Source organism: Bradyrhizobium algeriense (assembly GCF_036924595.1).
In the GTDB taxonomy this organism is placed as follows: Bacteria; Pseudomonadota; Alphaproteobacteria; order Rhizobiales; family Xanthobacteraceae; genus Bradyrhizobium; species Bradyrhizobium algeriense.
On record NZ_JAZHRV010000001.1, the window covers coordinates 4,582,977 to 4,606,287 of the forward strand.

The window sequence follows — 23,311 nt, forward strand, 5'->3', positions numbered from 1 at the left end:
CTCCCGGTGATTTTCTTTCACCCTAGAGCATTTTCGGTTCTGATTGCATCAGAACCAAAGCTCTAGATTTTTGTTTTGACGCGTTTTCTTCGCGAACCGGGGTCACCCCGCATCAAGTGCGGGGCAGGCTTTCGCTCGAAAACGCTGTGGGGGATCACCACGCGTAACGTACAACACCCTTGCCGGCGTAAGAATTGGTGACGTTGGAGAACTGGCCTTCGAAGATGGCCGCCGCCGACCAGCCGCTCAGCCATTTCATCTCGGCAGCCGCCGTGACCAGCGCCGAGTCATGCGCCTGCGCCGCGCCGTTGACGACGAAGGCAGCGCCCGGCAGCGTCTGGAACAAGGCCGTGACGTTGCGGTCGGTGTTGAAATCATGCGCCCAGGCGGCGCGGCCGCGCAGGGTCAGGATGCCGTTCGGTACGGCAAAGGATTTGTCGGTGCGCACGCCGAGTTCGGTGCGCGAGGCCGTGACGTCCTTGGCGGCATAGTTCAGCGCAAAGGTGCCGGCGCCCGCCAGCACCTGCTCGGCATAGGCCGGCAGGCTGTTGGTGGTGAACTGGCCAGCGGCATAGGGCGTGATGCCCATCCACGGCGTCAGATAACGGTAGCCGCCCTCGATGCGGCCGGAATACGCGTTGGCATTGAACTGGGCACGCAGGCGCTCGAACCCGGCCACCGTGACCGTGCGCTCGGTCGTCACGTCCTGCCAGCCATAGGCCGCCGCGGCGGTGATGTAAGCCGCGCCGATGTTGTGGCGGATGAAGGCGCCGGCCTGGAACAGGTCCGAGCGGCCGGAGCCGAAACCACTGACGCTGAAATTGGTGCCGCCGCCGGCGAGCGCAAAACCGGCCAACGTATCGCGCGAGAGGCGATAGTCGGCGCCAACAGCAAAACCGAACACGCGCGCGGTCGCGTCGTTCGATCCCAGCGCGGCATTGCCTGACGTGTTGCTGCCGCCGCCGAAGGCTGCGCCCCAGACGCTCCAGCGCTGATCGAACAGGTCGTTGCGTGCGACATCCGCTTTGGTCGGGAATTTGCCGAAGGCATCGCGCGCCGCGCGCGGCTTCTTCACGGCATAGCCGAGCGCGCTCTCTTCGGCGAACGGGATCGCGCCTGCATTGCCACCGAAGCCGTCACTGCGGCCCGCCACGAACGGGTCGGTCATGAGCGACAGGAACAGGTTCATCGCGTCGAAAGTGCCCTGCTGCGATCCGGTCGCCAGTTCGCCGGAGACCTGCGTCAGGCCGGCCGGCGAGAGCGACGCGAAGCCGGCAGGAATGCCGAAGGTGGCATTGAAGAAATTGGTCAGCGCATTGGCGACGTTCTGCTGGTTGACGTTGAGGCCGCCGCCGTAATCCAGCGCGAAATTCAGATAGACGTTGTTGGCGTCGTAGCTCAGCGTCGGATTCAGGTTGGACGAAACGCCAGTAACCACCGGGTTGAACGTGTCGGGCACACTCCCCGCTGTCAGGATCGTGTACTGCTTCGCCACCGTGCCGCTCGGAACGACCACGACGGAAGCGCCGCCAAGGGTCGCCACGCCGGTGACGAGGGTCAGATCGCTGCTAGTGCCCGAGATCTCGACCATGTAGCTCGACGCCGCCGAGAATGTCAGGCTGCCGGCCACATTGAGGGTGCCGATCGAATTGCCCGGCGCGAGCACACCGCCATTGACGAAAACATTGTTGATCGTGCCGGTGCCGCCGAGCGTGCCGCCGGCATTGACGGTGACGAGGCCGTTGATGGTGCCGTTGACCGAGAGCGTGCCGCCAAGGACGTTCCAGTCCTGCGTGCCGGTGCCGGTGACGGTCCAGTTCGAGCTGTCGATCTTGTTGAAGGTCGTGAAGCCGTCATATTGCCGGCCGGCGCCGATCAGGCTGAGGTTGAAGGTATCCTTCCCGGTGCCGCCGAGCTGGAACGTGTCGATGCCGGTGCCGAGCACGAGGCCGTTGATGACGCTGCCCGGCCCCAGCGTCAGCACGTTGGCGATGCCGCAGCCGCCGCAGAACTCGATCGCCGCGGAACCGGTCGCGGCGTTGATCGTGCCCGAATTGAAAACGGTGCCGGTGCCGCTGACGAGGATGCCCGTCCCACCCGCGCCGACATTAATCGTGCCGGTGTTGATGATGGAATTGCCGCCGGCGAAACTGCTGCTGACGTCGATGCCGACGGCGACGCCGTTCCCGACCGTGATGGTGCCGCTGTTGGTGATGGTGTTGGAATCGCCGAACACGATGATGCCGACGGCATCGTCGCCGAGAAGGATGCGGCCGCTGTTGTTGATCGTGCCTGACGAGCCGTTATAGGCAACGCCGGCGCTTGCGATGCCGCCATTGATGGTGCCGAAATGGGTGATCAGGGCGCCGTCCCCCTGCGCGGAGATGCCGGCCGCGTTGTCGCCGGCGTTGATCACCCCATTGCTCGTGATCAGCGCATCGTCGCCGAACACGTCGATGGCGGCACCGAAAGCGGTTACGTTGATCGTGCCCGCATTGTTGACGATGGCGCGATCGCCCTGCATCAGGATGCCGTCGGCGTTGAGGCCGACGGTGATGGTTGCACCGGCAAGGTTGCTGACGGTGTTGTCGTCGTTGATGGCAACGATGCCGGCCACCAGTCCGGCCGCGTCGCCGATCGTGATTTGGCCTGCGTTCGTCACGGTGCTGTTGCCGGCGGCGAAGATGCCGACGCCATTGTCGCCGAGGGTAATGACGCCGGAGGCGGCGTTGACGATCGTGTTGTTCACGCCGGCAAAGATGCCGGTGCTCGATGGCCCGGCGGTGAGCGTGCCGCTGTTGGTAACCGTGTTGAAGTCGTTGACGCCGATGATCACGCCACCGCCGCCGTCGCTGACGATCGCCCCGGACAGCGCGTTGACGGTGAGGTTGTCGACGCCGGCGCCGGCCTGGAAGCCCGCCGGGGTGTTGCCGCTACAGGTGACGGTCTGGCCGCTCGCTGCCGGATCGGGCGCGCATGCCGCATTCGCGGGCGCCGCCGACAGGCACAGGCCAACGAAAAGCGCCGACACGCCGGCCGCCCGCGCAGCCAGATGCCGACAATTTCGGCTTCGCACCGACCGTAGCAATTGAAGATACAACGCCCGAACCCCATTACCCCCGGCGCTCTTGCGGCGCCGTCTTGAACTTAAGGTAGCACGGGTTCCACCGTAGAATTACGGTTGCAGCGACAATCCATTGATTTGGCCAGAAGAATGGACGTTTTCCGCCGCAACTGTGGCGCTCTCGCCACGTTTTTCATGACTGGATTGTCACACGGCGCGCGATATAAGCGGAGGCAATATCAGGCGTTCGGCGACGGCTCGCCCGAGACAGCCAGAAGCTGGGAGCGCCGGACCCGCTCGCGATGGGCGGTGTAGAGGCCGCTAGCGACGATGAAGGCGGCGCCGGTGATGGTGTAGGCGTCAGGGACTTCGCCGAACACCAGGAAGCCGAGCACGCTGACCCACAGCAATTGCGTGTAGGAGAACGGCGCCAGCACGGACGCATCCGCATAGCGGAACGCCAGCACCACGATCCACTGCCCCGCGGTCGAGGCAACGCCGATCAGGATGCCGAAGGCGATGTCGTGCCAGGTCGGCGTCACCCAGACGAACGGGACCAGCGCGGAGAGAATGAGTAGGCCGGCGATCGACGAATAGGTCATGGTGGTGATGGCGCGCTCGGTGCCGCTCATCATCCGCGTCATGATCAGCGTGCAGGCCCACGCCAGCGCCGAGACCAGCGGAAAGAATGCTGCGGGATGAAACGCGCCGGTGCCGGGGCGCAAGATGATGAGCACGCCGATCAGGCCCACTGCCGTGGCGATCCAGCGGCGCAGGCCCACCTTTTCGCCGAGAAAGATGATCGACAGCGCCGTGACGAACAGCGGCGCGACGAAACCGGTGGCGGAAGCTTCCGCAATGGGCAGGAACCGCAGGCCGGAAATGAAGAACAGCGACGAGCCCAGCAGTGCCGCACCGCGCATCAGATGCAGGCCGAGCCGGTTGGTTTGCAGCGCAAACAATGGCGAACCCGGCATCATCGCCGGCGTCATGATCATCGCGAACACCAGGAAGCGGATCCAGGCGATCTCGATCGAGGGCAGTGTCGCCGAGAGATACTTTGCCGTCACGTCGGAGGTGCCGAGAAAGATCGTCGAGGCCAGCACCAGCGCAATGCCCTTGAACGGGCGGTCGGCGCGCGCGGGCGCAGCTGGAGCGGCGGACTTCTTCTTCTCGGGCAAAGGTAACGGAGCGCTGTCCAGCCTCGCGGCTGCGGCGGGGGGCGGTGTCACGGCAATCTCGAAAGGCAGTAATGATCGACTCGGGCGAGGCTTTAAAAAACACCAGATAGCCCGACGCGACTAGGTCCGAAAACAGGATGCGGATATGCGCTGAGGGGGCAATTGAAACACTTTGTTAAGGACGGTGTTCCGTCAGAGCATCGGCAAGCCGCGCGGCTTGGGTCCGCGCGGAAAGGCCTTGTCGAGTGCGGCGATCTCGGCGTCGCTCAGTTTCAGATCCCCGGCGGCGGCATTCTCCGCCGCGTGTTCCGCGCTCGAGGCTTTGGGAATTGCAAGCACCGAAGCTGCCCGCGTGAGAAACGCCAGCGCTACCTGACGCGCGGTCGCCTTGTGCGCGTCGGCGATCGCCTGCAGCACCTCGCCGCCCTTGCTGCGTGCGGACGGAAAATCATCATGACCGAACGGCGAATAGGCGACGACGGCGACACCGTGTTGCTCGCACCACGGAATCACCGCGTGCTCGATGGCGCGCTCCTGCAGATGGTAGAGCACCTGGTTGCAGGCGATTTTGCCCTCGCCCGCGACATCGAGCAGTTCGTCGAGATCGTCCTCGTCGAAATTGCTGACACCCCAGGAGCGGATCTTTCCGCTTCTCACCAGTTCGTCGAACGCCGCCACCGTCTCCTCGAATGCATACGAGCCGCGCCAGTGCAGCAGGTAGCAATCGAGATGATCGGTCTTCAGCCGCTTCAGCGAACGCTCGCAGGCGGTAATGGTGCCGCGCCGCGAGGCGTTGCTCGGCAGCACCTTGGAGACCACAAACAGTTTTTCACGTGGCAGCCCCGCGATCGCGTCTGCGATCACGAGCTCCGCGTCGCCATACATCTCGGCGGTGTCGATATGCGTCATGCCTGTGTCGATGCCACGGCGCAGCGCCGCAACGGCCGCCTTGCGGTCGCCGCGGTCGAGATACCAGGTGCCCTGCCCGATCACGGATACGTCGGGGCCGCCTATGCCGAATTTTTTCTGTTTCAAGATGACCTCAGCTTCTGACGATGCCGACCACACGACGACGATGCAGCGCGAGCGAATTCTCGACCGGGAGAGCGCGCAGCCAATCGCGGAAACTCGATATCTCGGGACAGTCCGCCGTGCCGGCAGGCGCAATCAGCCAATCGCCGAGCCCGGATCCTTCGGTCACGCGGTCGCAGCGGTAGCCCGGATGGTTGCCGAGCCCGCGCGCGATCAGCACATCGACCTTGCCCTCGATCAACTCGTGCAGGCCGGCGGGCTGCAGCACCCGCAAGCCGATTTCCGCGTGGCTTGCGCGAAACGCCTCCAGTTCCAGACGGCGCAGATCGAAGCTGCCGTGCACGCCGAGCTGTAGCAGCACCGCGCCCACCGGCTTCAATTGCGCGGTCGCATCGGCGATGCGGCGAAAGCCGTCGGAAATTTCCGGCAGATAGGCCTGGCCGGCCGCGGTCAGGACGAGCTGCTTATGCAGCCGTTCGAACAGGCGGACGCCCAGGCGCGCTTCCAGCGCCTTCACCTGCTGCCCGACGGCGGCAGGCGTCACATGCAGTTCATGCGCGGCCAGCTTGAAGCTGAGATGCCGCGCGGCGGCTTCGAACGCGCGGAGCGCATTGAGTGGGGGAAGGATGTAGGTCATCGCCGTCCAGTTTGTCACTGATAGGCGCTGGCCTTGCAATAGATTTTCTTGCGCACACCTGCAGCAACTATGCTTTGCCCCGCGGTGCCGCCGCCGGTTACGGTCGGCCTGCAATCCGGAGATCCCATGCCACGCCTAATCGATCATCTCGTCATTTGTGTCCACGAACTGGCGCAGGCTGCGCTGGACTGGCAAACGCTCGGTTTCAATCTCACGCCGACCGGCGTGCATCCGTTCGGAACGAGCAATCGCCTCGCGATGTTCGGGAACAATTTTCTGGAACTTCTGGCCGTCACCGATGCTGCGGCGGTGCCGCCGGCCACGCCTGATAGATTCAGCTTTGCCGCCCATAACCGGGATTTTCTTGCCACCGCGGAAGGAATGTCGATGCTGGCTTTGCACAGCGACGACGCCCATGCCGATGCGGCGCGCTTCAAGGCCCACAACATCGGCGCCTATGCGCCGTTTGATTTTGGCCGTGACACGGTGCTGCCGGGCGGAGACACGGCTCGCCTTGAGTTTTCACTGGCCTTCGCCACCGATCCCGCCATGCCCGCCATCGCCTTCTTCACCTGCCAGCAGCGTCACCCGCCGGAACTGTTCTGGAAGCCCGACTATCAGCGCCACCCCAACGGCGCCTTGCGCGTGATCGAGGTCGTGATGTCGGCGCCGGAGCCGGCGGAGCATCGCGGTTTCTTCGAGTGCTTCACGGAAAGCGCAGCCGAGCTTGCGCCCGGGCGATTGACGGTCGGCGAAAGCGGCGATCGGATCACCGTGCTCGGTCCGGCCGAAATGGCGCGCCGTCTGCCGGGCTTAGCCAGCAATACTTCGCCGCACTTTTGCGCCGCGCGTTTGGCGGTCACCGATCTGGATGCGACCAGGCGGGTATTGAAAGACAATGGCGTCGCCGTCGAAGTTGCCGGCGCCGTGCTGCTCGTTCCGCCCGCGGCGTCACATGGCCTGGCGCTGGAATTCATCCAACAGGAGATAATCTGACATGGCTCACATCATCCGCCATAATCCCGCAAGCGTCCACGCGCCTTCCAGCGGCTACAGCATGGGGCAGGAACTTGGCCAGCATCGCCGGCTGCTGTTCGTCAGCGGCCAGGTGCCGGAAAAACCTGACGGCAGCGTGCCCGAAGGTTTCGAAGCGCAATGCGAGCAAGCCTGGCGCAACGTCATCGAGGTGCTCGCCGCCGCCGGCCTCGGCGTCGAGCATTTGGTCAAGGTCAATACGTTCCTGACCGACCGAAGCCAGGTCGTGGCCAACCGCGCCATTCGCCGCAAGATGCTCGGGGGAAACGAACCCGCGTCCACCGTGATGATCGCTGAAACCGTCGACGGAAAATGGTTGCTGGAGATCGAGGCGATCGCCGCGGAATAAAACGCGGGCCGGGCTTCAGGGGCTGATCAGGCGAGGATATCCCATGGCTGAAATTCATTCCTTTTACGAGGCGCATCGCGGCGCAATGGAAGCTGCGATGCTCCAACGCCTAGACATTGCCGAAGCGATGCTGCGCGACCGAGCGCAACTCTCTGACGTGGACAGGATCAGGCGGGAGGTAATGGACGAGTTCGAGATTGTGCTCACCCAGATGCCTTATGTCGGAGGCGCCGCCAGCCGCATGAGCGATTTCTTCATGCGTTTGATGGGCTTTATGGCTATCGGCCGCGTGCTCAGGCGACACCGCGTGGCGCTGCCAGTAATCGGCGACATCGAGCGAGAGAGCTACAAGGCGCAGCTACTAACCGTGCCCGAAGCCGAACGGCTCGCTTCTGGCCGTCAGTTCATGTCTCGAGAGAACCAAGCCTTGCTGCGCGAGCAGGCGGTAAAAAGTCACGCGGAAGAATATCCGGAGGATTTCGTCTACGATTTCGTCGAGTCCGGCCCCGGCGACAGCTTTGACTTCGGCATCGACTACAAGGCCTGCGGCTTTTGCAAGTTCGCTGCTCGCCACGGTGATAAAGAAATCCTGCCGCACATTTGCGGGCTAGATTTCGAGGCCTATGCAACACGTGGCATTCGCTTGGAACGGACACAAACGCTGGCTGGCGGTGCGAGCCGCTGCAATTTTCGGTTCTCGCGGGTCGAACAGGAGTAGGACACGCCGGGTGGTCTGCTGTGGGCCATTCGCGTCGGCTTAGCCGGACCACGGCGACTTCCGGTCTACCCCGGTGAACGCACATTCTCAGGATAGGCGGGCATGTGCCGGGTGCATGGGATGTCCTTCCTTTAATGAAACGACACAAAAGCATTCAATCCATGCTGAGGCATGTTCGTGGCCAATTTGGTCGCACAGCAAGGTTTACGTCGTCACGTGCAACACGCGCGTCGGCGTCCCTGAAATCTTCGCTCGTCATCCCAAAAAGACTTTTGCAAATAAATTAAGGCAAACGTCACCCAGCGGCTTAGGACTCACCGCGAGTCGAACTCCTGGAAGAAGCCCCTCCTGCGGAAGTGATGCACAACGGAAATCCCCTAATACAAAGCCAAAGCGCTAGATTGACACAGATCAAGGCGCGAGCTGTAATCTGGACCTTAAGTATGCTGTGCAGACCTATTTGCTGGCGCTGCCTGTCGTGAGTGGAGTTGGCAACCATGCAGGTGCTCTTCATGACGGCTACCAAACAATACCAGGGCTCCTCGATCCGGATACGGACGCGCACTGACTTGTGGATTGCGGTATTCGCGCTCGTGGTCTCGCGGCCGGCCACGGCTGGCGATCTTGCCCCTGTCAATCCATCGCGCGCGGCGAGCGTTTGGGGGACGACGACGATTGGCATTGAAGCCAGTCCGGAATTCTATGCACTTTCGGACAGCTCTCACGCCGCCGGAAGTTACGCCGACACGGAGGCAAAACTCGGCGTCACCCATGCCTTCGCAAACAATTGGTTTGTAGGCGGTTTGTTTCAGGTGACGGTCAAGAACGACAATACTTACCAAAATTATGTTGAGGGCTCGGTCGGATACAGATTCAATTTTGACAAATTCACCTTGAAGCCGTCTGTCGCAATCGGCAATACCGGAGGTGCAACGGGGCTCGGAACGAGCAGCACCGCCAATGCGTATTATTATGCTTTGTATCTAGCCGGCGACCTGAAGCTCAATTCGCAATGGACGTGGAACATGTTTGAGGTGCGCTACCGTGACGCGTTCGACTACACGTGGATCACTCCCAAGGTCGCAACCGGCCTGACTTATGAATGGAGCGCAGGTAACTTCGTCTATGGCAATGTGGGTTACGCTTGGAAAAATACGGGTAGTGGATTACTTGGCGACAAGATCAACGTCGCAGTCGGCTTCAGGCATGGGTTCTGATTGTCATCAAAGCATGTCGAGCCGTTGTCAGGCTAGGCCCCATGTCCGAGTTGGGTCATTCGCGTCGGTTTTGGCATGCCTGTCGATGTCCGGTTAGCGGGCATCTTCGACATGGCTGAGCCCCGAAGATTGCGCGGGGCGAGGGAGACGGGACGCGTCATTGCAAGCGCAGCGCAGCAACCCTCCTCTCCGCCTGGGGAAGCATGGATTGCTTCCGCCTTCGCTCTTTGAGCTTCGGCGGACAAGTCGTCGCGGAGCCTGTCATCGGGCGCGCGTCGCGCGACCCGGTGGCGCCCTTGCGCAAACGCTTCGCGTTTGTCGCAGGCAATGACGGCGGATAATTCTAATTCGCCGCCGCCAGCTTCCGCTGCGCGGGATCGCCCGGCCCCGCCTGCGCAATCAACCGCTTCAGCTCCGGAATGCAGGAGCCGCAATTGGTGCCTGCTTTCAGCCTGGCACCGATATCCGCCGCCGAACGCGCGCCGCCCGCGATGGTATCGCAGATGGTATTGCGGCCGACGCCGAAGCAGGCGCAGACGATCGGGCCGGCATTCGCAAGGCCATCCATCGATTTGCCCGACAGCAGCATGCGGCGCTGATCGGTGCCGAGCGTATCGGCGGCAAACAGCCCTTTCACGACGTTCCAGTCGCCGGCGTCCCGCGCGGGCCCGATGAACAGGCAGGTCTCGATGCGGTCGCCGCTAAAGCACGCCGCGCGATAGACGCCGCCGCCGAAATCCTTGTATTCGGCGAGATCGTCCGTCGTGAATGATTTCAGCCAGGATTGCCAGCCCGCCAGATCGGCATTGTCGGCAAACAGGTAGCCGTGACCGCCACTGACGGCGACGCGGGCGCTCCAGGCGTGCTCAGGCAAAGCCAGCGGCTTGCGCGACAGCGCGAAGCCGCGGAAGACATATTCGTAAGGCGTAATCGATGCTGGTGTCGCCTTGTTCTCGGGCTGGCCGGAGAACGGATCGGTGATGGGCGCCACCAGCGAACCGACACGCGCGCCGGTCGCGTTGGCCTCGCTCCAGTGGATCGGCGCGAACAGCATGCCACGCTGCTGGCGTTCACTGACGATGACGCGAAGCGTGCACTGCCCGTAATCGGTGGTAACCCGCGCGAAGTCGCCGTCGGCGAGCCCGTGCCTGGCGGCATCGTCAGGATGAACTTCGACGAAGGGCTCCGGCAAATGCTGGCCGAGCCGCGGGCTTTCGCCGGTCCGGGTCATCGTGTGCCACTGGTCACGGATGCGGCCGGTGTTCAGCCGCAGCGGCCGTGCCGCCGTGGTCTCGGTCCGCAACGCGGGAATTTCCGGCGCGACAAAGCGGGCCTTGAAATCGTTGGCGAAGAATCCGCCCTCGGCGAAGAAGCGCGCCTGCGGCTCGTTGCCTTGCCGAACCGGCCATTGCACCGGCACCATGGCGTCGAAATCGCTGTCCGACAGCGATTGCAGTGCACCGATGTCGAAGTCGCGCGCGCCCTCGTTCTCGAAAGCCGAGAGCGCGGCGTGCTCGCGAAAGATATCCGCCGCCGAATGGAAGTCGAAGCCGGCGCCGAAGCCGAGGCGTCTGGCCACTTCGCCCATGATCCACCAATCGGGCTTGGCTTCACCGGGTGGGGAAAGGAACGCCCGCTGCCGCGAGATGCAACGTTCCGAATTGGTCACGGTGCCGGATTTCTCGCCCCAGGCCTGCGCCGGCAGCAGCACATGCACGCCTACGTCGACCGTGTCGTTGGAGATGACGTTTTCGGAAACCACGAACAGCTCGAGCTTCTTCAGCGCCTCGCGAACGCCGTCGGCGTTCGGCAACGACACCGCCGGATTGGTACCCATCACCCACAGCGCCTTGATCTCGCCGCGCGCGATGGCCTCGAACATCTGGACCGCCTTCAGCCCCTCATGGGTGGCGATGCGCGGCGCCTTCCAGAACCGGCGCACGCGATCGATATCCGGCGGCGTAAATCCCATATGGGCGGCGAGCTGGTTGGCTAACCCGCCGACCTCGCGGCCGCCCATCGCATTGGGCTGCCCGGTCAGCGAGAACGGAGACGCGCCCGGCTTGCCGATCCGCCCGGTCGCGAGATGGCAGTTGACGATGGCGTTGACCTTGTCGGTGCCCTGCGCCGACTGGTTGACGCCCTGCGAATACATCGTGACGACACGCTCGGTGCTCGCAAACATCTGGAAGAATGCCGCGACGTCCTGCTCGGAGAGGCCGGTCGCCAGCGCGGTTGCACTGAGGCTGCCGGCCATGTTGCGCGCGCGGGCGATCGCGTCGTCGAAGCCAGAAGTGTAGCGCTCGATGTAATCCCGATCGAGCGCACCATTGTCGGCGAGGTAAATGAGCAACCCGCTGAACAGCGCGGTATCGGTGCCCGGCTTCAACCCCAGGAACAAATCGTCATCGCCGACGGTATCGGTCCGGCGCGGATCGATCACGATCATCCGCGCGCCGCGCTGCTGCTTGTTGACGAGCATGCGCTGGTACAGCACCGGATGACACCAGGCCGCGTTCGAACCGACCAGCACCAAGAGGTCCGCCTCGTCGAGATCTTCATAGCAGCCCGGCACCGTGTCGGCGCCAAAGGCGCGGCGGTGGCCGGCAACGGATGAGGCCATGCAGAGCCGCGAATTGGTGTCGACATTGGCGCTGCCGATGAAGCCCTTCATCAGCTTGTTGGCGACGTAGTAGTCCTCGGTCAGCAACTGACCGGAGAGATAGAACGCAACCGCACCGGGGCCGTCGCGCGCGATGATGTGCTGGAATCTGTGGGCGACATGGTCGAGCGCGTCGCTCCAGGCCACCCGCTCCATGATCCCCTTGCCGCAGCGGATCATCGGATAGAGCAGCCGGTTGGTCAGGCCGAGCGTCTCGCCGAGCGCGGATCCCTTCGAGCACAGCCGGCCGAAATTGGCGGGATGCGCGGGATCGCCCGATATCGCCGCCCCGCCCCGCCCGTCCGGCGTCGCCAGAATGCCGCAGCCGACGCCGCAATAGGCGCAGGTGGTGCTGATGGTGCGTAGATCGGGATCGATGGCGGTCATGGCGGCAACCGGATTATGCAGCTTCCGAACGGATCGCGAGCGAGCGGCCGAACATCATGTCGGCGCGAATTCTTTGCGTCGGCTGCCGCGTGCGTATCAGTTCGAGATACCAGAGCGCGTCGCCGACATCGCCGATCAGGACCGCACCGATCAATCGCCCGCCTGATATCACAAGCTTCTTGTAGGTGCCGTGATTGATATCGGAGAGCACGATGCTCTCGCTGCCGTCGCCGCCGATGAAATCGCCGGCGGAGAACACGCTGACCCCGGAGACTTTCAAATTGGTCGCAACGATGCTGCCGGCATAGGAAGCCTCGCGGCCGGCGAGATGCCGCGCCAGCACCCTCGCCTGCTCATAGGCCGGCTCGACCAGCCCGTAGCAGATGCCGCGATGCTCGGCGCATTCGCCGATCGCAAATACATCGGGTGCGCCGGTCTGCAGATGGTCGTCGACCACGATGCCGCGCTTGACTGATATGCCGGCTTCCCGGGCGAGCGCAACGTTGGGCCGGATGCCCGCCGCGAAGATCACGGCGTCGGCCGGAATCAGCCGGCCGTCCACCAGTTCGACCCCTTCGACGCGCGTCACGCCATGGATGCGCGCGGTGTTGGCGTTGAGGAGGATTTCGATCCCCTTGCGCTCGACGAGGGATTTCAAAAGTTCGGCCGCGGGCGCATCCAGCTGGCGCTCCATCAGGCGGTCCATCAGATGCACCAGCGTCACCGGCGCGCCGGCCTTGGCGAGACCATAGGCCGCTTCGAGGCCCAGCAACCCGCCGCCGACCACCACCACGCGCTTCTTCTGCGCAGCCAGCGTCAGCAACAAATCGACGTCGCGGCTGTCGCGGAACGTATGCACGCCGGCAAGGTCGGCGCCCGGCACGTTGAGCCGCAGCGGCGACGAGCCCGTGGTCAGCACCAGTTTCGAGAACGGAACGCTCTCGTCATTCTCGATCTTGAGTTCGCGGCGGCCGACATCGACCCCGGTGGCCGTGCAGCCATATTTCAGGGTGACGCCGCGGTCGCGCCACCAGGAGGCCGGCCGCAGCTCGATGTCCTGCGAGGTGGTCTCGCCGGCCAGCACCGACGACAACAGCACGCGATTATAGGCGAGTCGCGGCTCGTCACCGATCACCGCTATGGCGTAGCGGCCAAGGGCTACCTTGGCCAATTCGTCGACAAGGCGGGCAGCGGCCATGCCGTTGCCGACGATGACAAGCGGTTCGCTCATGGTGCATCCTCATTCGGCGGCTTGGGTACCGCCGTAGGCTTCGGAGATCATGTAACCGGACAGCGTGCCGTAGGCCGCGGTCCAGGCGTCGGCGACTTCGGACGTCCAGGCTTCGCCGAGCCCTTTTTCCAGCGTCCACAACAGCGCGCCGCCAACGACGGAATAGTGCTCCGGCTTGGCGCCATAGCTGACGTGACGCTTTGCCAATGCGCTTGCGGCCGGCAACACGGATTCAAGATTGCTCAACCCGTTCACCACTACCGCCAGCGTCGCCATCAGCTTTTTGCGCTGCTCTTTCATGTCGGTGGGAAACATCGCCTTCACCGTTGGCGCGACTTCGAACAGACGATCGTAGAATATAACCGCGGCCTGCTCCGAAATCGGAGCGACTTTGGCGAAGCTCTCCTGAACCAGGTTGATTTGTGTTGGATTCACCGAAACTCTCCTCGCGTGTTAAGGGCAATCCAGTTGGTCGTGCGGCGGGAACAATAGTTCACCGCCAACACGCGAATAACGCAGCTACGCCGCTTCGACGAAGCGATGCCGCTCGTAGAGGAATTCGAGCACGCGCTGCCGGCACTTGAGGTAGCCAGGGTTGGTCGCGAGCTCGAGCCGCTTGCGCGGGCGCGCCAGCGGCACTTCCAGCACTTCGCCGATCCGTGCGCTCGGACCGTTGGTCATCATCACGATGCGGTCCGACAGCAGCACGGCCTCGTCGACGTCATGGGTGATCATCAGGATGGTGTTGCCGAGCTTCTGGTGCAGCGCCATCACCGAGTCCTGCAGATGCGCGCGGGTCAGCGCGTCGAGCGCGCCAAAGGGCTCGTCGAGCAAAAGCACCTTCGGCTCCATCGCGAGCGCGCGGGCGATGCCGACGCGCTGCTTCATGCCGCCGGACACTTCGGACGGACGCTTGTCCTTGGCGTGGGCCATCTGCACCAGATTGAGATTGTGCATCACCCAGGCGTCGCGCTCGGCGCGGGTCTTGGTCGAGGCAAACACCTTGTCGACGCCGAGCCGGACGTTCTCATAGACCGTCAGCCATGGCAGCAGGCTGTGGTTCTGGAACACCACCGCGCGGTCCGGCCCCGGCGAATTGACCTCGCGGTTCTCCAGCAGCACGCAGCCCTGGGTGGTGTCGGTGAGGCCGGCGACGATGTTGAGCAGCGTGGACTTGCCGCAGCCGGAATGGCCGATGATCGAGACGTATTCGCCCTTCTCGATCGTCAGGTTGATGTCCTTCAGCACCTCGGTGGTGGCGTTGCCGCGGGTGAAGGTCTTGTCGATGTGGTCGAGCTTCAGATAGGCCTGCATGATATGTTTCCTTCAGCTCAGTGCGGTGCCGCGGGTCACGATCTTCGCCATTCCCGCAATCAGGCGGTCGAGCACGAAGCCGATGATGCCGACATAGAACAGCGCCAGGATGATCTCGCTGATATGCGAGGAGTTCCAGGCGTCCCAGATGAAGAAGCCGATGCCGACGCCGCCGATCAGCATTTCAGCCGCGACGATGGCAAGCCAGGACAGGCCGATGCCGATGCGAAGACCCGTGAAGATGTAGGGCGCCGCCGCCGGGATCATGATCTTGGAGAAGAACTCCAGCGGGTTGAGCTGCACCACCGCTGCGACGTTGCGATAATCCTGCGGGATGTTGCGGATGCCGACCGCGGTGTTGATGATGATCGGCCACACCGAGGTGATGAAAATGACGAAGATCGCCGAGGGCTGGCCGTCACGGAACGCGGCAAGCGACAGCGGCAGCCATGCCAACGGCGGGATGGTGCGCAGCACCTGGAACAGCGGATCGAGCCCGCGCATCGCCCATACCGACTGGCCGACCAGCGTGCCGAGCCCGATGCCGACGATGGCGGCAATCGAATAGCCATACGCGACGCGCTGGAGCGAGGCGGACAGGTGCCAGAACAGACCCTTGTCGATGCCGCCATTATCGAAGAACGGATCGAGGATCAGTTCCTTGGTGTCCTTGAAGACTTTCGATGGCGGCGGCAGTGTCGAGCCGGTGCGGCGGCAGACCAGCTCCCAGAACAGCATCAACAGCGCAAGCACGATCAGCGGCGGCACGACGCGCACCGCGGTCTCCTTTGCCATCTTGATGTACTTTTCGGCACGCGGCGCCTGCTTCGGCGTCATCGTGACCACTGGCGCCGCCGCAGTCGGCGGTGCGGTCGGAATGGCCACCGTGGTGGCTTCAGCTTTGATCGCAGGCATCGACATTGAAATTGTATCTCCGTGTTCAAAAAAGGCGGGCCGCCCGCTCACTTTACGCGCGGCCCGGGCTTGATCAGACATCAACACGCTTGATCGACAGCGACTTCAGATACGCAGCCGGGTTTTCCGGATCGAACACCTTGCCGTCGAAGAAGGTCTCCTTGCCGCGCGAGGTGGAAGCCGGAATGTCCGCCGCGGCGACGCCGAGCGTCTTGGCGGCGTCGCGCCACATATCCTCGCGGTTGACCTTGCCGATCAGCGCCTTGCTGTCGAAGCCCGCTTCGAATTTGCCCCAGCGGATGTCTTCGGTCATGAACCAGAGGTCGTGGCTCTGGAACGGATAGGAGGCGTGGTCGCGCCAGTACTTCATGATGTGGGGCGAGTTCTCGACGACCTTGCCGGGAATGCCGTAGTTGAACTTGCCCTTGGCGCGATCGGCGATGTCTTCGACCGGGCAGTTGATCCACTGCCGCTTGCCCATGATGGTGGCGAGCTCGTCCTTGTTCTCCATCTTGTCGGCCCATTGCTGCGCCTCCATCACCGCCATCAGGATCGCCTTGGCGGCCTTCGGATTCTTGTCGACCCAGGCTGCGCGCATGCCGAGCGATTTCTCCGGGTGCTTGCTCCAGATTTCGCCGGTGTTGATCGCGGTATAGCCGATGCCCTGATGGACCAATTGTCCGGGCCACGGCTCGCCGACGCAGAAGGCATCCATGGTGCCGACCTTCATGTTGGCGACCATTTGCGGCGGCGGCACCGTGATGGTCTCGACATCCTTGTCGGGGTCGATGCCGCCGGCGGCGAGCCAGTAACGAATCCAGAGATCGTGCGTGCCGCCCGGGAAGGTCATCGCGACCTTGGCCGCCTTGCCGGCGGCCTTCTTCTTCTCGAAGGCCGCCTTGAGCAGCGAGGCATCGACGCCAACCTTGGCGTCGGCATATTCCTTGGCGACCGAGATGCACTGCGCATCGAGATTGAGCCGCGCCAGGATGTACATCGGCGTCGGCTGATTGTTCTGCGTCACCTTGCCGGCCGAGATCAGATACGGCATCGGCGTCAGGATGTGCGCACCGTCGATGCCGTTGCCTTCCGAGCCGAGCACGAGGTTGTCGCGCGTCGTGCCCCACGAAGCCTGCTTGGCGACTTCGACGTCTGGCATGCCGTATTTGGCGAACAGCCCCTTGTCCTTGGCGACGAACAGCGGCCCGGCATCGCTCAGCGCGATGAACCCGAGCGTCGCCTTGGTGACTTCCGGACCCGCGCCTTGCGCAAAGGCGCCGGCGGGGAAATTCAGCCTGGCGGCGGCGAGCAATGCCGCCGTGCCGCCGGTCGCCTTGAGGATCTGGCGGCGGCTGAGACCGCGGCGTGAGGTCGGATTGGTGGGCTTCGTCATGGGCGTCTTTGTCCTTTTGCGTCAGTGCTTGAAACGGGGCCGTCCGATTGGGGTCGCCGCGCTAGGCGCAGAAGGGCGCGTTCCAGGAAGGCCCCGGAATGGTGGCGACACAATTCGGATGAGTGGTCTCGAGGGACGGCTTCAATGGCGTCGACACAAGCTATTCAAGCTTCGTGCCAAGCCTTTTGCATCGCAAAAAATCTAGTTTTATCAATTAAGTATTCGTCGGATGCGGCGGAATATCGCGCCATGTCCGGAACCGTTATTCGCATTCTAAATTTGCGATTCGCCCAATTCTTGTGCGCCGCACAAGAATTGGGCAGGCTGCATACTCGCTGCCTTAAGCGTCCTCGGTGGCCTTCGCCATCATCGGTTTCGGCGCACTTCCCCCGCCCGGCTTCATCCGGAATTCGTAGGTCATGAGGTGCCACGGGGTGGCCGCCGGCTTGCCGTCCGGCATCGTCGGATCGGTCCGCTTTTCGATTTTGGCGACCAGCTCGTCCTTGACCCCGAACACCACGTCGGAATCGAGATATTTGTCGCCATCCATGAAGACATGCGTGATCAGCGGCTGGTGGCCGGGCGCGTCGACCAGGAAATGCACATGGGCCGGTCGCATCGCGTGGCGACGGGTCTGCACGATCATCTCGCCGACCGGACCGTCGGTTGGGATCGGATAGCTGCATGGCAGGATGGTTCGGAAGAAGAACCGCCCGTCGGCATCGGTGATGAAGCGCGCCCGCGAGGACGGCCCCTCCGTCGCGTAGGAAGCCTTCTGGGAATCATAGAAGCCGTCATCATCGGCATGCCAGATGTCCACCGGCACGCCGGCCAGCGGCTTGCCTTCGAGGTCCGTGACGCGGCTCTGCACGAACATCCGATCGCCCGGCAGATTGGCCGAGATGTCGGTGCCATGCGGCGCCACCTTGTGCTCGCCGACATAGAACGGGCCGAGCACTGTGGTCTCGGTGGCGCCCTCGCGCTCCCGGTGGTTGACGGCATCGACCAGCATCGACACGCCAAGCACATCGGAGAGCAGGATGAACTCCTGCCGGATCGGGGTGCACTTCTGGCCGGTCCGGGTCAGATAGTCGATTGCATATTCCCACTCCTCGAAGGTGAGATCGGTTCTGCGGACATAGTCGTGCAACGATTTCACCAGTTCCTGCAGCAGGAATTTGGCGCGCGGATCCGGGGTATCGTCGAAACTGCGGATTACGGCGGCGGTCAGTTCGGTTTCGCTGAATTGGCGCATTTTTGCTGTCCTGCAGAATAAACGAGGGTTGGCGTCAGCCTATACCAGCGTCCCACGCCGGGTAAGCGCGGCTGATTGGAACGGAGCACACTTTTCGGCTATCAAGGCTGCCAATAGCCAGCCGGAGACTCGTCCCGATGTTAGCCCCCACCCCTGCCTCGCCCGAGCAAGCCGGAATGTCGAAAGCGGCGCTCGATCGCCTCGAAAATCACCTGAAGCAGCGCTATGTCGACGGCGGACGCTTCCCGGGGACGCAGCTCCTGGTCTACCGCCGCGGCAAGATCGTGCATTCGACCGTGCAGGGCTTTGCCGACCTCGAGCGCAAGGCGCCGGTCAAGGACGACACGATCTTCCGCATCTATTCAATGACCAAGCCGCTCACGAGCGTAGCCTTCATGATGCTGGTGGAGGAAGGCCGCGTCGCGCTGGACGAGCCCGTCCACAAATACATTCCGGAATGGAAGAACCTCGGCGTGTTCGTGGCCGGCACCCACCCGGCGTTCCTGACCCGCCCGCCGGCGCGGCCGATGCTGATCGTGGACCTGCTGCGCCACACCTCGGGGCTTACCTATGGCTTCCAGCAGCGCAGCAATGTCGATGCCGCCTATCGCGAGACCAAGATCGGCGAAGTGGTCAAGGCCGGCACGCTGCAAACCATGATCGACGACCTCGCAAAAATCCCGCTGGAGTTTTCACCGGGCGAAGCCTGGAACTACTCCGTCGCCACCGACGTGGTCGGCTACCTCATCGGCCTGATCAGCGGCAAGCCGTTCGAACAGCTCCTCAAGGAACGTATCCTCGATCCGCTCGGGATGAAGGATACCGATTTCTTCGTACCAAAGGACAAGGCGCATCGCTTCGCGGCGTGTTATTCGGCCGGCGTGCAGATCGGCATGACTGCCGGCGAGGCCAAATTGACGCTGCAGGACGACCCGGCCACAAGTTCGTTTCTGTCGCCGCCCTCGTTCATTTCCGGTGGCGGTGGCCTGTGCTCGACCGCAGCCGACTACCTCACCTTCTGCCGGGCACTGCTCAATGGCGGCGAGCTGGGCGGCGTCCGCCTGCTCGGTCCGAAGACCTTGAAGTTGATGACCTCGAACCATTTGCCCGGCGGCGCCGACCTGCCGGCGATGTCGCGTTCGCTATTCTCCGAAGCTGCCTATAATGGCATCGGCTTCGGTCTGGGCTTCGCCGTCACCATGAACCCCTCGCAGACACTCATTGCCGGCAGCCCCGGCGAATATAATTGGGGCGGTGCTGCGACGACCTCGTTCTTCATCGACCCCGTGGAAGAACTGATCATGATCTTCATGACGCAAGTGCTGCCGTCGAGCGCCTATCCGTTGCGGCGCGAACTGCGCACCATGGTGTATGCCGCCATCACCGACAGCAATCTCTGAGACACACGGTCATTCCAGGGTTCCGCGGCCAAGGCGACCGCCACGGAACCTCGGCGCCCTGTCGAGCGGATTTGCATACCTCTAATATCCTTGGCGAAATTCAGCGGCTTCTCCTATGCTTCGGCCGATTGGCGCCGACCCGGGGCTTGCGTTGCCGAAACCTTCATTGCCAGTGCGTCTCGCCCTGCTGGTCGCGGGAACCACGCTGCCGCTGATCATTTTCGCGGCCGGCATCGTCTACAACAATTACAAGCAGGACCGGAATAACGCGACCCAGCGGGTGCTCGAAACCGTGCGCAGCGTTCGCCTCGTACTCGACGCGGAGATGCAGCGGATCACCGGCGCGCTCCATATGTTGTCGCTGACAAACGAGCTGCGCGACGGAGATATCGAGGGATTCCGCCGCATCTGCCAGGGTTTCCTCGACCAGTATGGCGAAGGCGGCATCGTGCTGGTGGCGAACCGCGAAGGCCGCCAGGTGTTCTCCTCGCTCACCCTGGACACGGCAAACCTGCCATTACGCAACAACCTTGCCATGGTCGAAAAGGTGTTCGCGGAAAAGAAGCCGGTTTATTCCAACCTGTTCTTCGGGTCGGTGAAGCAACGGCTGATCGTGACGGTCGAAGTACCTGTCATCCAGAATGACCAGGTACTTTATGACATCTCCTTCAGTCCGCCGATCGAAATTTTTCAGGCTATGATCGAGCAGCAGCGACCGAGCAAGGACTGGACCATCTCGATCTTCGACAGCGAAGGCACCAATTTCGCACGCGTGCCGAACCCGCAGGAGACCGTCGGCAAGCGTGCATCGCCCTCGCTCTATGCGGAAATGTCCCACAACCCCGAAACCACCGTGCCGACGGTATCGCTCGAGGGCGTGCCGCTGATTACGAGCTTTGCCCGTTCCTCGCTCACCGGCTGGACGGTTGCCGCGGGCGTGGCCGAAAGCTCGCTGATCGCGCCGCTCTGGCGCAACCTGGCGATAACAAGCGTGATGGGCGCTGTCCTGCTGATGGTCGGCCTCGCCTTTGCGGTGCGGATGGCGACCCAGATCGCCCGCGGCGAGATGCTTCACAATCTCCTGATCGAGGAACTCAACCACCGCGTCAAGAATACGCTCGCGGTCCTGCAGTCGATCGCCACCCAGACGTTCCGCAGCGCGAGTCGGGCGGAGCGCGAGAAGTTCGAGGGAAGGCTCGGTGCGCTGGCGGAAGCGCACAATCTGCTGAGCCAGGAAAAATGGCAGGGCGCGGAGTTGCGGGAAGTGATTGCGCGGGTGCTGCAACCCTATCCGGAGCGGGTGCGGATGTTCGGGCCGCAGGTTCCGCTGTCGCCGCGGCTCGCCGTGGTGCTGTCGATGATCGTGCACGAGATCGCGACCAATGCCGCCAAATACGGCGCGCTGTCGAACGACACCGGGACCGTCGCGGTGGACTGGGAGATCCTCGAGGAGAGCGACGGGCGCAAGCTGCGGCTGATCTGGACCGAGGCAGGCGGCCCGCCCGTCACGGCGCCGGTGCAGCGCGGCTTCGGCTCGCGGCTGATCGAGCGCAGCGCGCGCGACCAGCTCGGCGGCGAAGCGACCGTCGACTTCCTGCCGCGCGGCGTCATCTACACCGTGACTTGCGCGCTCGACCGGGAAGAATAGCTACTTAAGCATCTCCGGCACGATCAACCGCGGCAGGAACAGCGAGACGCTCGGCCAAATGATCAATGCAGCCAGCACCAGCATCATCGGTATCAGCATGATAATCGTGTCCTTTAGCGCATAGCGCAGCCGCACGCCCGCGATCGAGCAGGCGATCATCAGGCACAGGCCATAGGGCGGCGTGACCAACCCGAAGGCCAGCGAGACGATGGAGATGATGGCGAACTGAACGGGGTGCAGATCGACCGATTTCGCCAGCGGCTCCAGCACAGTGCCGACGATGATGATCGCCGGAATGGCGTCGAGGAAGCAGCCCACCACCAGAAAGCAGAAGGAGATGAAGAAGCCGGCCCCGATCGCGCCCATGCCCCAGGTCGAGACATTGGCCAGCAGTTCCTGCGGAATCCTGTAATAAGCCAATAGCCAGCCGAAGGCGCTCGCGGTACCGATGCAGAACAGCGCGACGCCGGCGAGACGTCCGGTGTCCAGCAACGCCTTGTAGAGCTGGCGCGCCCCGGTTTCCCGGTAGAAGAACGTCGACAGCGCAACGGAATAGAGCACCGCGACGCAGGCGGATTCGGTCGCGGTAAACCATCCCAGCAAAATGCCGCCGACGATGATGAACGGCGTCGTCAGCGCCGGTATCGACCGCAGAATCGCCCACCACATGTCCCGCCAGCTATCCTTCGGATAGGTCGGATAGCCGCGGCGCACGGCATAGACATGCACCGTCGCCATCTGCGCGCCGGCGATCAGCAATCCCGGCACGATACCGGCGAGGTACATCGCGGCGATCGAGGTCGAGATCAGCCCGCCCCACACGATCATCAGGATCGAGGGCGGGATGATGACGGCGAGCACGGCGGAGACCGCGGTGATGGCGATCGAGAACGAGAGGTCGTACCCCTCCTTGGTCTGGGCGTCGATGAAGATCTTGGACTGGCTCGCCGCGTCCGCGGTGGAGGAGCCGGAGATGCCGGCAAAGAACACCGACAGCACGACGTTGATCTGCGCCAGCGACCCCGGCCAGTGCCCGACCATCGAGCGCGACAACGCGACCAGGCGGTCGGTGATGCCGCCGATGCTCATCAGGTTGGCGGTGAGCAGGAAGAACGGCACCGCCAGCAGGATGAACGAATTGTAGGCGTTGAAGGTTTCCTGCGCGAGCGTCATGATCGACAGGCGAGGCTCGGTCAAAAGGATCGGCACGCAGGCAAGGCCGAGCGCAAAGGCGACCGGCACGCGAATGATGAGCAGGCCGACGAAGACCCCGAACAGGACCATGGCGGCCTGTCCGGCAGAAAGAACATTGCCGCTCATCGTCTTGCCCCAAGCACAACCCGCGCTTCATCAAGTATCTGCTCACCCGCAAATACGATCCACGTCACCCCAGCCACAGGCCATGCGACATGGATCATCCAGAGCGGCAGGTCCGCCAGTTCCGACGTTCGGTTCCAGGCGAACCGCGTGAATTCGAGCCCGGCCCACACAAACACCACCGCCATCGCCAGCACGCCCAGCCGCGCGAGAATCCGCACCATGGCCTCGCCTCGTCGCGACAGGTCAGGCCAGACGTCGACCTCGAAATGCTGCGACTCTCTGATGCCGACCATGGCGCCGATCATGATGGTCCAGACGAACATGAACCGCGCCATCTCCTCGGTCCAGATGTAGGACGGAATGAACGGCGTGTAGCGCGAGATGATCTGCAACGTGACCGGAATGACCAGAATGCCGACACAGGCGGCGAGCAGGACTTCCAGCAATTTTGCATAGGCCGCCGTCGCTCGACGCCATAGCGACGGGTTCGGCGGCATTGGTATTTCAGTCATCATGGCTCCGGAGGGATAGCGATCACGGAATGGGGCAAGCC

Annotated in this window: 19 protein-coding genes; 6 read left to right on the plus strand and 13 right to left on the minus strand. The window is 63.1% G+C overall.

Annotated elements, in window-relative coordinates; translation table 11 throughout:
- Positions 1-154: 154 nt before the first annotated feature.
- The 4 genes from V1286_RS22200 to V1286_RS22215 all read right to left on the minus strand — a co-directional run bounded on the left by V1286_RS22200 (position 155) and on the right by V1286_RS22215 (position 5,914).
- Positions 155-3,031, minus strand: a complete 2,877-nt coding sequence (locus V1286_RS22200; protein ID WP_334482626.1) for an autotransporter outer membrane beta-barrel domain-containing protein — start codon at positions 3,029-3,031, stop codon at positions 155-157.
- A 272-nt stretch (positions 3,032-3,303) separates the two neighbouring features.
- Positions 3,304-4,245: a DMT family transporter gene (locus V1286_RS22205; protein WP_417021273.1), complete on the minus strand. Its 942-nt coding sequence runs from the start codon at positions 4,243-4,245 to the stop codon at positions 3,304-3,306.
- Between the two features lie 192 nt (positions 4,246-4,437).
- Entirely contained in the window at positions 4,438-5,280 is an 843-nt protein-coding gene (locus tag V1286_RS22210; protein WP_334482630.1) for an aldo/keto reductase, read from the minus strand.
- A gap of 7 nt (positions 5,281-5,287) precedes the next feature.
- Positions 5,288-5,914 carry a LysR family transcriptional regulator gene (locus V1286_RS22215; protein ID WP_334489824.1) on the minus strand — a complete coding sequence of 209 codons (627 nt, stop codon included), beginning with the start codon at positions 5,912-5,914 and terminating at the stop codon, positions 5,288-5,290.
- 126 nt (positions 5,915-6,040) lie between these two features.
- Here V1286_RS22215 and V1286_RS22220 point away from each other — a divergent pair, with 126 nt between their 5' ends.
- From V1286_RS22220 to V1286_RS22235, 4 genes are all read left to right on the plus strand, one after another.
- Positions 6,041-6,910: a VOC family protein gene (locus tag V1286_RS22220; protein WP_334482632.1), complete on the plus strand. Its 870-nt coding sequence runs from the start codon at positions 6,041-6,043 to the stop codon at positions 6,908-6,910.
- A gap of 1 nt (position 6,911) precedes the next feature.
- Complete coding sequence (locus V1286_RS22225) at positions 6,912-7,298, plus strand: RidA family protein (protein ID WP_334482634.1); 387 nt, start codon at positions 6,912-6,914, stop codon at positions 7,296-7,298.
- A gap of 43 nt (positions 7,299-7,341) precedes the next feature.
- Positions 7,342-8,016: an L-2-amino-thiazoline-4-carboxylic acid hydrolase gene (locus tag V1286_RS22230; protein ID WP_334482637.1), complete on the plus strand. Its 675-nt coding sequence runs from the start codon at positions 7,342-7,344 to the stop codon at positions 8,014-8,016.
- 497 nt (positions 8,017-8,513) lie between these two features.
- Positions 8,514-9,233, plus strand: coding sequence for a hypothetical protein (locus V1286_RS22235; RefSeq protein WP_334482639.1), 720 nt, complete (start codon positions 8,514-8,516; stop codon positions 9,231-9,233).
- Positions 9,234-9,576: 343 nt separating this feature from the next.
- Here the strand turns inward: V1286_RS22235 and V1286_RS22240 are convergent, their stop codons facing one another.
- The 7 genes from V1286_RS22240 to V1286_RS22270 form a co-directional block, all read right to left on the minus strand.
- The gene (locus tag V1286_RS22240; protein ID WP_334482642.1) at positions 9,577-12,282 is read right to left on the minus strand and encodes a nitrate reductase; all 2,706 of its coding nucleotides are present in this window, start codon (positions 12,280-12,282) and stop codon (positions 9,577-9,579) included.
- A 13-nt stretch (positions 12,283-12,295) separates the two neighbouring features.
- Positions 12,296-13,513, minus strand: coding sequence for an NAD(P)/FAD-dependent oxidoreductase (locus tag V1286_RS22245; protein ID WP_334482644.1), 1,218 nt, complete (start codon positions 13,511-13,513; stop codon positions 12,296-12,298).
- A 9-nt stretch (positions 13,514-13,522) separates the two neighbouring features.
- Positions 13,523-13,948, minus strand: coding sequence for a globin family protein (locus V1286_RS22250; RefSeq protein WP_334482646.1), 426 nt, complete (start codon positions 13,946-13,948; stop codon positions 13,523-13,525).
- An 84-nt stretch (positions 13,949-14,032) separates the two neighbouring features.
- On the minus strand, positions 14,033-14,827 hold the full coding sequence (locus tag V1286_RS22255; RefSeq protein WP_108514505.1) for an ABC transporter ATP-binding protein: 795 nt from the start codon (positions 14,825-14,827) through the stop codon (positions 14,033-14,035).
- A 12-nt stretch (positions 14,828-14,839) separates the two neighbouring features.
- The gene (gene ntrB / locus V1286_RS22260) at positions 14,840-15,748 is read right to left on the minus strand and encodes a nitrate ABC transporter permease (RefSeq protein WP_334482649.1); all 909 of its coding nucleotides are present in this window, start codon (positions 15,746-15,748) and stop codon (positions 14,840-14,842) included.
- Positions 15,749-15,815: 67 nt separating this feature from the next.
- A complete protein-coding gene (locus tag V1286_RS22265; RefSeq protein WP_334482652.1) occupies positions 15,816-17,135 on the minus strand; it encodes a CmpA/NrtA family ABC transporter substrate-binding protein in 1,320 nt (439 codons plus the stop codon).
- A 340-nt stretch (positions 17,136-17,475) separates the two neighbouring features.
- Positions 17,476-18,390, minus strand: coding sequence for a dioxygenase family protein (locus V1286_RS22270; RefSeq protein WP_334482654.1), 915 nt, complete (start codon positions 18,388-18,390; stop codon positions 17,476-17,478).
- A gap of 137 nt (positions 18,391-18,527) precedes the next feature.
- On the opposite strand from V1286_RS22270, the gene V1286_RS22275 reads away from it, so the two are divergent.
- Together V1286_RS22275 and V1286_RS22280 are read left to right on the plus strand one after the other, a co-directional pair.
- Positions 18,528-19,790 (plus strand): serine hydrolase domain-containing protein, encoded by a 1,263-nt coding sequence (locus tag V1286_RS22275; protein WP_334482657.1) that lies wholly within the window; start codon positions 18,528-18,530, stop codon positions 19,788-19,790.
- Positions 19,791-19,941: 151 nt separating this feature from the next.
- Positions 19,942-21,438, plus strand: a complete 1,497-nt coding sequence (locus V1286_RS22280) for a sensor histidine kinase (protein WP_334482659.1) — start codon at positions 19,942-19,944, stop codon at positions 21,436-21,438.
- Here the strand turns inward: V1286_RS22280 and V1286_RS22285 are convergent, their stop codons facing one another.
- Positions 21,439-22,758 carry a TRAP transporter large permease gene (locus tag V1286_RS22285; protein WP_334482662.1) on the minus strand — a complete coding sequence of 440 codons (1,320 nt, stop codon included), beginning with the start codon at positions 22,756-22,758 and terminating at the stop codon, positions 21,439-21,441. It lies immediately after the preceding gene.
- Positions 22,755-23,270, minus strand: coding sequence for a TRAP transporter small permease (locus V1286_RS22290; RefSeq protein ID WP_334482665.1), 516 nt, complete (start codon positions 23,268-23,270; stop codon positions 22,755-22,757). The genes V1286_RS22285 and V1286_RS22290 overlap by 4 nt, the downstream gene beginning before the upstream one ends.
- Positions 23,271-23,311 lie beyond the last annotated feature (41 nt).

Bases quoted from the DNA above. Each gene is read 5' to 3' on its own strand.
- V1286_RS22285 (WP_334482662.1), bottom strand. From the start codon at position 22,758: ATGAGCGGCAATGTTCTTTCTGCCGGACAGGCCGCCATGGTCCTGTTC.
- V1286_RS22230 (WP_334482637.1), top strand. From the start codon at position 7,342: ATGGCTGAAATTCATTCCTTTTACGAGGCGCATCGCGGCGCAATGGAA.
- V1286_RS22220 (WP_334482632.1), top strand. From the start codon at position 6,041: ATGCCACGCCTAATCGATCATCTCGTCATTTGTGTCCACGAACTGGCG.
- V1286_RS22225 (WP_334482634.1), top strand. From the start codon at position 6,912: ATGGCTCACATCATCCGCCATAATCCCGCAAGCGTCCACGCGCCTTCC.
- ntrB (WP_334482649.1), bottom strand. From the start codon at position 15,748: ATGTCGATGCCTGCGATCAAAGCTGAAGCCACCACGGTGGCCATTCCG.
- V1286_RS22215 (WP_334489824.1), bottom strand. From the start codon at position 5,914: ATGACCTACATCCTTCCCCCACTCAATGCGCTCCGCGCGTTCGAAGCC.
- V1286_RS22255 (WP_108514505.1), bottom strand. From the start codon at position 14,827: ATGCAGGCCTATCTGAAGCTCGACCACATCGACAAGACCTTCACCCGC.
- V1286_RS22245 (WP_334482644.1), bottom strand. From the start codon at position 13,513: ATGAGCGAACCGCTTGTCATCGTCGGCAACGGCATGGCCGCTGCCCGC.
- V1286_RS22275 (WP_334482657.1), top strand. From the start codon at position 18,528: ATGTTAGCCCCCACCCCTGCCTCGCCCGAGCAAGCCGGAATGTCGAAA.
- V1286_RS22235 (WP_334482639.1), top strand. From the start codon at position 8,514: ATGCAGGTGCTCTTCATGACGGCTACCAAACAATACCAGGGCTCCTCG.
- V1286_RS22270 (WP_334482654.1), bottom strand. From the start codon at position 18,390: ATGCGCCAATTCAGCGAAACCGAACTGACCGCCGCCGTAATCCGCAGT.
- V1286_RS22240 (WP_334482642.1), bottom strand. From the start codon at position 12,282: ATGACCGCCATCGATCCCGATCTACGCACCATCAGCACCACCTGCGCC.
- V1286_RS22290 (WP_334482665.1), bottom strand. From the start codon at position 23,270: ATGACTGAAATACCAATGCCGCCGAACCCGTCGCTATGGCGTCGAGCG.
- V1286_RS22265 (WP_334482652.1), bottom strand. From the start codon at position 17,135: ATGACGAAGCCCACCAATCCGACCTCACGCCGCGGTCTCAGCCGCCGC.